Annotated in this window: 8 protein-coding genes and 1 tRNA gene; 5 read left to right on the forward strand and 4 right to left on the reverse strand. The window is 38.5% G+C overall.

Going from position 1 to position 9,446, the window contains the following annotated elements; all coding sequences use genetic code 11:
* Position 1 precedes the first annotated feature (1 nt).
* From AAEZ18_RS17645 to AAEZ18_RS17655, 3 genes are all read left to right on the forward strand, one after another.
* Positions 2-71: transfer RNA gene (locus AAEZ18_RS17645), tRNA-Glu, on the forward strand.
* A gap of 284 nt (positions 72-355) precedes the next feature.
* Positions 356-3,223, forward strand: coding sequence for a M16 family metallopeptidase (locus AAEZ18_RS17650; RefSeq protein WP_011327775.1), 2,868 nt, complete (start codon positions 356-358; stop codon positions 3,221-3,223).
* A 124-nt stretch (positions 3,224-3,347) separates the two neighbouring features.
* Complete coding sequence (locus tag AAEZ18_RS17655) at positions 3,348-3,614, forward strand: DksA/TraR family C4-type zinc finger protein (RefSeq protein WP_089367986.1); 267 nt, start codon at positions 3,348-3,350, stop codon at positions 3,612-3,614.
* 54 nt (positions 3,615-3,668) lie between these two features.
* Here AAEZ18_RS17655 and gloA read toward each other — a convergent pair whose 3' ends face one another.
* A complete protein-coding gene (gene gloA, locus AAEZ18_RS17660) occupies positions 3,669-4,070 on the reverse strand; it encodes a lactoylglutathione lyase (RefSeq protein ID WP_011327777.1) in 402 nt (133 codons plus the stop codon).
* Between the two features lie 562 nt (positions 4,071-4,632).
* Here gloA and AAEZ18_RS17665 point away from each other — a divergent pair.
* Positions 4,633-4,767 carry a hypothetical protein gene (locus AAEZ18_RS17665; protein WP_011327778.1) on the forward strand — a complete coding sequence of 45 codons (135 nt, stop codon included), beginning with the start codon at positions 4,633-4,635 and terminating at the stop codon, positions 4,765-4,767.
* 66 nt (positions 4,768-4,833) lie between these two features.
* On the forward strand, positions 4,834-5,916 hold the full coding sequence (gene fbaA, locus AAEZ18_RS17670) for a class II fructose-bisphosphate aldolase (protein ID WP_011327779.1): 1,083 nt from the start codon (positions 4,834-4,836) through the stop codon (positions 5,914-5,916).
* A gap of 232 nt (positions 5,917-6,148) precedes the next feature.
* Here the strand turns inward: fbaA and AAEZ18_RS17675 are convergent, their stop codons facing one another.
* The 3 genes from AAEZ18_RS17675 to AAEZ18_RS17685 form a co-directional block, all read right to left on the reverse strand.
* Positions 6,149-8,056 (reverse strand): aminotransferase class V-fold PLP-dependent enzyme, encoded by a 1,908-nt coding sequence (locus AAEZ18_RS17675; protein ID WP_089367987.1) that lies wholly within the window; start codon positions 8,054-8,056, stop codon positions 6,149-6,151.
* Positions 8,057-8,524: 468 nt separating this feature from the next.
* Entirely contained in the window at positions 8,525-8,809 is a 285-nt protein-coding gene (locus AAEZ18_RS17680; protein ID WP_350595407.1) for a hypothetical protein, read from the reverse strand.
* Positions 8,745-9,347, reverse strand: a complete 603-nt coding sequence (locus AAEZ18_RS17685; protein WP_352255798.1) for a caspase family protein — start codon at positions 9,345-9,347, stop codon at positions 8,745-8,747. Before AAEZ18_RS17685 ends, AAEZ18_RS17680 begins: the two co-directional genes overlap by 65 nt.
* Positions 9,348-9,446 lie beyond the last annotated feature (99 nt).

Raw genomic sequence — 9,446 nt, forward strand, 5'->3', positions numbered from 1 at the left:
CATCGTCTAGAGGCCTAGGACACCGCCCTTTCACGGCGGTAACAGGGGTTCGAATCCCCTTGGGGACGCCACTTACTTATTTTAAGTATTGTATAAAGCAGTGTGATACCAGACGTTCTATTCATGACGTTATCAAGAACAATTATATCTTGTAAATGCCGCTTAATTTATTTAATAAGCTAGTGCAGTGTTATAAGAATAAAACTACAAATTTATACCCTCATTTCACACTTCATTTTTATATCTATCTATTTACACTTCGTTACAAAACCAATCTTACAATTGTTTCATATTCCTTGTTGTACTTTTAATTAGTCTTTAAACTCATTGAGTTAATTTAAATATGGACTAAAAAATGAAACTCACAAAAATCGCACTTGCTGTTTTACTTGCATCAGGGTTAGCTGCATGTAATAGCTCAACTCAAGCTGTTGATAAAAAGATTATTACAGAAGCATCAATCCCAGGCGTTACACTTATTGAATCAGTGAAATCAAACGCAGGTGAAATCAACATACCGTATAAAAAATATAAACTAGATAACGGTTTAACTGTAATTGTGCATGAGGATCATTCAGATCCCTTAGTACACGTTGATGTAACATACCACGTTGGTTCTGCTCGCGAAGAGTTGGGTAAGTCAGGCTTTGCTCACTTTTTTGAGCATATGATGTTTCAAGGCTCAGAAAACGTTGCTGATGAGGAACATTTTAAAATAATCTCTGAAGCAGGCGGTACTTTAAATGGTACAACTAACTCAGATAGAACAAATTATTTTGAAACCGTACCTGTAAATCAATTAGAAAAAATGTTGTGGCTAGAAGCTGATCGAATGGGCTTTTTACTAGATGCTGTAACCCAAGAAAAATTTGAAGTACAACGCGAAACAGTAAAAAATGAGCGCGGCCAACGCGTTGATAATCGCCCTTATGGTCGTTTAGGTGAGCGTGTTGCTCAAGCAATGTATCCAGATGGGCATCCGTATTCTTGGCCTGTAATTGGTTTTATGGATGACCTTAACCGTGTAAATGTGAATGACTTAAAAGCATTCTTTTTAAAGTGGTATGGCCCTAATAATGCAACGCTTACCATTGGTGGCGACATCAACGCTAATGAAATACTACCACTGGTTACTAAATACTTTGCGCCAATTCCAAAAGGCCCTGCAATACCTAAAGTAGAAAAAACAGCGGTAACACTAAATGCTGATAGATATATTTCAATGGAAGATAAGGTTCACTTACCTTTATTAAGTATGAGTTTTCCAACGACTTACGCTCGCTCTGAAGATGAAGCACCGCTGGATATACTTGCAGAAATATTAGGTGGGGGGAACAATTCATTACTATACAAAAACCTAGTTAAAAACCAGCTTGCAGTTCAAGCAAGTGCAAACCATCCATGCCAAGAGTTAGCATGCTCAATTAGTCTTTATGCTTTACCTAATCCTACAGCAGGAAAAACGTTAGCTGATATGGAAAAAATTATTCGTGATTCATTTGTTGAATTTGAAGAGCGTGGTGTTACACAAGATGATTTAGATAAAGTAAAAGCTAAAATAGAATCGGGTGCAATTTTTGGTCTGCAAAGCGTATCAGGAAAAGTCTCTCAACTTGCCGCGTCAGAAACGTTTACAGGTAACCCAAACTCAGCTAAAGATGAGATTGCACGTTATAACAAAGTTACAAAAGCTGATGTTATGCGTGTTTTTAATCAATATATCAAAGGTAAATCTGCCGTTATTATGAGTGTTGTGCCAGAAGGGCAGACTCAACTTATAGCTGCCCCAGACAACTTTACTCCTAAAGCGCATGATTTTGGAGGGCCATCGACCACTTCAGCTGATGATTTAGTGGCACGAAGAGCAGTTGATACATTTGATCGAAGTGTTCATCCAGAGGCCGGTGCAAATCCTGCTGTGGATGTTCCTGCACTTTGGCAAGCTAATACTGCAAACGGTATTAAAATATTAGGTACTCAAAGCACCGAAACGCCAACGACTGCTATTTTTATTAAAGTTCCGGGTGGCTTGTATAATGAACAAGCGAGTAAAGTGGGTTTATCGTCAATGACTGCATCGCTAATGAGTGAGGCTACGCAAAACTACACCACAGAGCAAATGAGTAACGCGCTTGAAAAGTTGGGTAGTCAAGTAAGCATATACGCTGATAAAACACATACAAATGTATATGTTTCTAGCTTAACTAAAAATCTAGATGCAACATTAAAGCTTGTAGAAGAAAAGTTATTTAAACCGGCATTTAATGCAGATGACTTTGAGCGTAATAAAAAGCAAAGCATTCAAAACATCCAACATTCAATGAAAGATGCAGGTTATTTAGCCTCTAATACGTATAGCAAATTACTATACGGAAATAACATAGCTTCACTACCAAGTAGCGGTACTGTTGAAAGTATAGAAGCCATTACGCTCGATGATGTTAAAGCTTTTTATAATGCAAACTTTAAACCGCAGGGTGCCCAAGTTATTATTGTTTCTGATTTAAAAGAATCAACAATTGAACCTAAAATTAAAGCTGCCCTTACAAACTGGCAGGGCAAAGCTTCAAGCGTTGATTTAAATTTTGCTGAGCCAAAAGTACAAACAAATGTAATTTATTTAGTTGATAAGCCTGGCGCACCGCAATCAGAAATTCGTATTGGTAAGCGTGGCATGGTTGAAGATATTACCGGTGAGTTTTTTAAAGCTAACTTAATGAACTTTGCATTGGGTGGCACGTTTAACAGCCGTATCAATCTAAATTTACGCGAAGATAAAGGCTACACTTATGGTGCTCGCTCTCATTTTTGGGGTGATAAAACATCAGGTGGCTTTACAGCCTCTGCAGCGGTGAGAGCAGATTCTACTGCTGCGTCTATTACAGAGTTTACCAACGAGCTTAATAACTACGCTCAAAATGGTGTAACAGACCAAGAGCTTATGTTTATGCGCAAAGCTATTAACCAAAAAGATGCGCTTAAATACGAAACACCTAATGCAAAACTTGGCTTTTTAGCACAAATATTAGAGTTTGATTTAAAACCTAGCTTTGTAAAAGAAAGAAATGAAATTGTTAGTAATATTAGCAAAGAAGAAGTTAACGCCTTAGCTAAAAAACATTTAAACACTAAAGAGATGATTTATTTAGTTGTTGGTGATGCCAAAACCTTGCGCCCTGAGCTTGAAAAGTTAGGCATGCAGGTGATTGATTACAGTTTATAACTGTTAAAATTAATCGATTAAAAACAAAAAGCCGCTACAAGCGGCTTTTTTGTTCTATTCAGTGCCAATAAAGCTGTTAATAGCTATTATAAGTATAAACGTCCAACTCATTAGGAGGTTATATATGGCAAGTGGATGGGCACGAGAAGGTGCAGTTCAAGATCAAATAGACGCAAGTGTTAACGATGCTGTTCAGTACGCTCGCAGTAATTTGGCTTCAGGCTCAAGTGCTGAGTTGTGCGAAGAATGTGATGCTGCGATCCCTCAAGCGCGTAGATTGGCGTTACCCGGTGTTCGTTATTGTGTTGCATGCCAGCAAGCAATTGAAGGCAAGAGCGCAACAGTGGGGGCTTTTAATCGCCGAGGCAGTAAAGACAGTCAATTGCGCTAAAAAAAGGTGCTAAAAGCACCTTTTTAATTTAAACCTACTTGCTTTAATACAAATTTAAAAACGACTCATATCTTCTTTTTTCTGAATAAGCTCAATTGCATAGCCATCAGGGTCTTTTACAAAAGCAATTTCAGTAGTACCACCTTTTACAGGCCCAGGTTCACGACTAACATTGCCACCGGCAGCTTTAATATCAGCACATGTTTTGTAAATATCATCAAATTCAATGGCTATATGGCCATAAGCATTGCCTAAGTCGTAACTGTCTTGATCCCAGTTATAGGTTAGCTCTAATACCGTATTGTCTTTTTCGTCTCCGTAACCAACAAAGGCTAAGGTATAACGATATTCTTCGTTATCTGCACGGCGTAACTCTTTCATCCCAAGTACTTTGGTATAAAATTCGATTGATTTTTCTAAATCAGCAACACGTAACATAGTGTGTAATAAACGCATTTAAGCACCCTTGGATTGTCTTTAAATTTAAAAAATACTGTTACAACATGACGAAGACTGCGCAAAATAGCGCTTATTATAAAAGTAAGCTAAAACTCATTTTTATAATATATCGCATGTTTGCTTAGCAGCTACTTTGGCCATACACAGAGTAAAACACTGCAATTTGAGACTCAAAATATAATTGTGTATTCAGCGCAGGCCAGAAAATATAACAGTAGTAAGTCTTGATGCACATTCTATGGTTTTCATATAGATTTGCAATACATCTAGGTTGCACAACCTCTTAAACAATTTCACTATGGGATTTATTTAGCGTGCAGCAATCTAATTGCTCTGTTTCTACTAAGGCGCAAGCTTAGTTGAGGTATTAAAAGCAATAAAAACACCAGCCGAAGCGTAAAGTAGGTACAGGTACAGTCATAAATACAGCTATACTAGAGCAAGTATGTGCAGTGGGTACCGATTTAATAGGTACAACTGCTACGTAACCAAAATCACTCAGCAAACTTGTTAACTGTAATGTGCCAGTATTGCCCGGTGTTTTTAATACCGTGATATTATGGCGTTAAAATACGGCTTTGATGAGCAAAAACATTTTCCGCCATCTTTGTGTGATGGTATTGATTTTTTATCGGCTGTATTTTTTGCTCTGTTAGTTTTTGCCGTAACAGGCGTTGCTAAAAAGGGTGAGTAGAGCAACAAAACTGGCGAGCAATTACAGATGCTTGTATAAAAGCTTTAAAACAGTAAGGAACCTATAATGAATTATTTAGCTACAACTATTCAACCTGGCGTTATAGTTGGCGATGAAGTAAGTGCGGTATATAAGCATGCCCGAACAAATCAATATGCATTACCTGCAGTTAACGTTGTTAGTACCTCGTCTATAAATGCAACTCTTGAAGCCGCGCAAACAATGAAGTCACCGGTTATCATTCAACTTTCAAATGGTGGAGCGCAGTTTTTTTGTGGTAAGGGCTTGTCGCTACCTGAACACCAAGGGGCTGTACTTGGCGCGGTTAGTGCTGCTAAGTATGTTCACTCTGTTGCTAAGCATTATGGTGTAGCGGTTATGCTACATACCGATCATGCTTCAAAAAAATTATTACCTTGGATTGATGGTTTATTAGATGAAGGCGAGCAGCATTTTGCACTTACTGGCAAGCCGCTTTTTAGTTCGCACATGATCGATCTTTCAGAAGAATCTTTAGAAGAAAATATTGAAATATGTGAACGTTACTTAGCGCGCATGGCAAAAATAGGCATGACCCTAGAAATTGAACTAGGATGTACCGGTGGTGAAGAAGACGGGGTGGATAACTCACATCTCGATAGTTCTGCGCTTTATACCCAGCCAGAAGATGTAGCTTACGCTTACGAGCGCTTAAGTCGTATTAGTCCAAACTTTATTATAGCGGCGTCATTTGGCAATGTTCATGGGGTATATAAACCGGGTAATGTTGTGCTTACTCCTACTATATTAAAAGACTCACAGGCCTATGTAGCAAAACAATTTGGCTTAGAGCATAACGCAATCAATTTTGTGTTTCATGGCGGTAGTGGCTCTGAGTACGATAAAATTGCAGAGTCGTTAACATACGGCGTAGTAAAAATGAATATCGATACAGATACGCAGTGGGCGTGTTGGAACGGTATTTTAAACTATTACCAAGACAAACAAGCGTATTTACAAGGGCAAATTGGTAACCCAGAAGGGGACGACAAGCCTAATAAAAAATACTATGATCCTCGCGTATGGCTTCGTCATACAGAGCAGCATATGGCCGCAAGACTAGAGCAATGTTTTAACGATTTAAATTGTGTAAATCGGTACAGCTCATAAAAATAGCTTGTTAGTAAGCTAAGGTAAGTTACTCGTTATGTTAGGCTCAACAGATCTGTTGAGCCTTTTAATACTAATAACACCGTTTTCTATGGCTAAGCTATTTATTCGTTAAATAAAATACAGCTAAACATTAAAATAGTAATTCAAAAATTAACTCAATAACGCTTTATACAGCAGCAATGCCTAGCGACACAGCTGCTCAGTAAAAAGACTATGACCAAAAGACGCTTTACTTCTTAACCTTGCCTTTAAGAACATAGATCTCGCCATCGAAGCTTCCTTGAATCGTCAATCCTTGTCCCGCTAACTCTTTCAGATACTCTATATGATCTTCAGTTATATGCTGCCCCGGAACCAACAGTGGGATGCCCGGTGGATATGGCGTAACTAAACCGGCACAAATGCGGTTGTTGCTTTTGCTAATAGGCACAGATTCGCGCTCGCCATAAAAAGCATCGCTTGGAATACACGCTAGGTCGATGGCAGGTAAATTCTCCGGCAAGCGGGAGCGACGCGTCGATGTTGACAGTTTTACCTTACCGCTGTCGAGTTTTTTTAATGCATTGTACAGACGAATGATCTTCGAACGCGTACCTCCAAGCGTCAGTAAAACCAAGATAGTACTGTGAGTGTATTTTTCTATTTCTAGCCCAATTTCATCCAGCAGGAATTTATGAATATCTTTTAACGAATAAGGCAATTGACTAATATCGATGAGAATTTTTAGTGGATCATGGCCCATATTGTCTCCGCTAAAATGCGGAAATATTTCCATAAAGTCTTGCTTACCAAGCACTTTAATATGGTTGAGCGAGGCCATTTGTTGTTTAAATTCTTCCACATGTTTTAGCAAGGCATTGAGCAGCTTATAGCCTTCCATTTCTAACTGCTTTTGGCACACGTCAAGCGACGCTATAAGCTGATACTTTGGCGATGTGCTGGCGTAAATACTGTAAATTTCTCGAAAGAAATCGGCATCAAAATCTGGATCGTTAATATGAATGTAAGACGCCTGAGAGAACGCCGATACCACTTTATGCGCAGAATGGGTGATATAGTCGGCTCCAGCATGAATGGCAGAATAATAGCGTAAGCTGGGATGAAAAAGGGAGTAAGCAAACCACGCTTCGTCGATAAACACTTTAATACCATGTTGATGGGCAAACGCTACCACTTGTTTCAAATCGCTCAGTAAGCCATCGTAAGTGCAACCAGTAAGAACCAGCAATTTTGCATCGGTATTTTGCTCGATCGCCTGCTTTATATCGGCCAACGAGGGTGGCGCGAAAATCCCATATTTAGGATTTAAAATACTCGACAAATAAATAGGAAAACTAGCTGATTGCAATATGCCATAGTGCACCGATTTATGACAATTTCGGTCGATGATTACTTTATCGCCCTTGCGCAGCAGTGTCTGCAAAATGATTTTATTTGAGGTAGATGAACCGTTCGTGACGAAATAGGTATGCTTAACTTCAAACGTCGCCGCGGCTGATTCTTGAGCACGGCCAATGGTATTGGTACTGTCTGACAATGAACCTAGCGAATCGACTGAAACCGACAGGTCGCCAACAAATACATTACGGCCATAAAACTGATAAAAATCTTTGATGTAGGGAGAGTTTCTAAAGCTAGAGCCGCCACTATGGCCAGGTGTGTGCCATGAATCGTTTGCTTCGCCAACATAACGACGATATGCCGTCCAGAATGGGGTTTCTCCTCGATCATCGAAGTCGTTGATCATATAGCCTAAAATCGCTTCCGGGTCAGAAATTACCTCATCTTTAAAAAAGAAAGACTCAATTTCCTCCGACTCGTTAACTATCTCTAATCCTTTCGTGTCGTCGCCAATAACATACACAGGCAACTCGATACGGATCCCCTTTAACTGCTCGATAAAGCGACTATAAGTTCTCTCACCCTTGTTGTGTACATCCCAACTGAGAACCACGGCTTGAATATCGCCATCTTCCTCTACATATTCCAACGCTTGCTTTAAATCAAGACATTCAATTATGTCGATATGAACATCATTTCGCTCAAAGTTAGGGATCGTTTTCGACAGATTCGTTGAAAGCTCTTGCAAGATGATAGGGTCTTGCTCAATTAACAAGATACGAAGTAAAGGTAACATAGGCGTTTTCGCAATAAAATTTCATAATGTTTAGTAGCATAACTAAAGGATTGATACTTGTGAAATTAATACTTTGAAAATGCGCCAATAATTACGCAAAATCACGAATAAATAGATTTTATTTAAATTGACTTGCAAGGTATGAAAAATCAAAGGTGCCAAAGTCAGCCACCTACTTTAAAAAACAAAAAGTAATACTGGAATGCGCATTAATTATTGAGTTGAAGTAGCTCATATCTGACTTACAGCTATGAGCGAGAAGCAGACGGTCGGTTAAACTCGTTTTTGGACAAAAATGAGTTACGGACTGAGGACGGCTTGTTGCCCATACTATGAAAAACTATTTTGAATAAATTGTCTTGAGTGTGTTCTTAGTTAGAAACCATCCTACAATGCCAGTGCTTTATTTTATTCAAGATATCAGCATAGGCATTTTCTCAGGTGAAAATTTATAGCTTGGTCTCGGCCTTATGGAATTTGAACTAATACATTTTCGCTATCAGCATCTAAGATTGACTTCGGATTTTGAACATATCCAAGCTCGTCTTTAACATAGGTAGTTACTGATTTAGCCAAATAATCACTCAAAGATCTATCTGTTACGTATTTTTTTGATAAAACAGCATCAGGTTTTTCACCTTTCATAGCTTGAGATAAGTGATATGTCCAAATCCCTTGCTTTAAGTTGTCACATGAATACGAGCTTTGTCCTGGTTGACACGAAAAAATATGATGCCAAGTAGTTACTATCACTTAATATGATCTTTATTTCATCAACATCAATATTAGACAGTGTATTCCTGCTATTGGCACATACAAATGACTGTGCACAAGCATCAATAAAAATCATCGCAGAATTGCACTCCGACTTAGACAGTGGATCTAATAAAACATCGCGAAGTGAAATTGCAGTTTTATCGACATTCATTGGATGCATATCGTAAGTAGATAAGTAATTAGTTACACCATTATGAAAGCCGTGACCAACATAATAAAAAATAAGGCGATCTTTTGAGGATAATCCATAGAAAAGGCCTTGTAGGTCATACTGCAAGCTGTTTTGCAATGCTTCTTCATTAAGAATTAAATGAATATTTTCTTCTTCTACATCTAATTCATTAATTAAAACTTGCTTAAATAAGCGAGCATCATTCTCTGCATATTTTACCGGAGGAACCTGATTTTGTTCTTTTGGAGCGTAATTTTCAATACCAATGATCAGTGCTACTGTTTTTTCAAAACTTGGCTTTGATAGAGTTTTATCTGCTTGAGGAGGTATCTCATGTTTCAGTTTATTTTCGCTTCCTTCTCTTTGTAGTGGTCAATAAAATTTGGCCACAGTTTTAGAATCTTTGTATCTGATCTCAGACTCATTTGGCGCTAAACCAGC

The organism is Pseudoalteromonas sp. 19-MNA-CIBAN-0066, assembly GCF_040308705.1.
GTDB lineage: Bacteria > Pseudomonadota > Gammaproteobacteria > Enterobacterales > Alteromonadaceae > Pseudoalteromonas > Pseudoalteromonas nigrifaciens.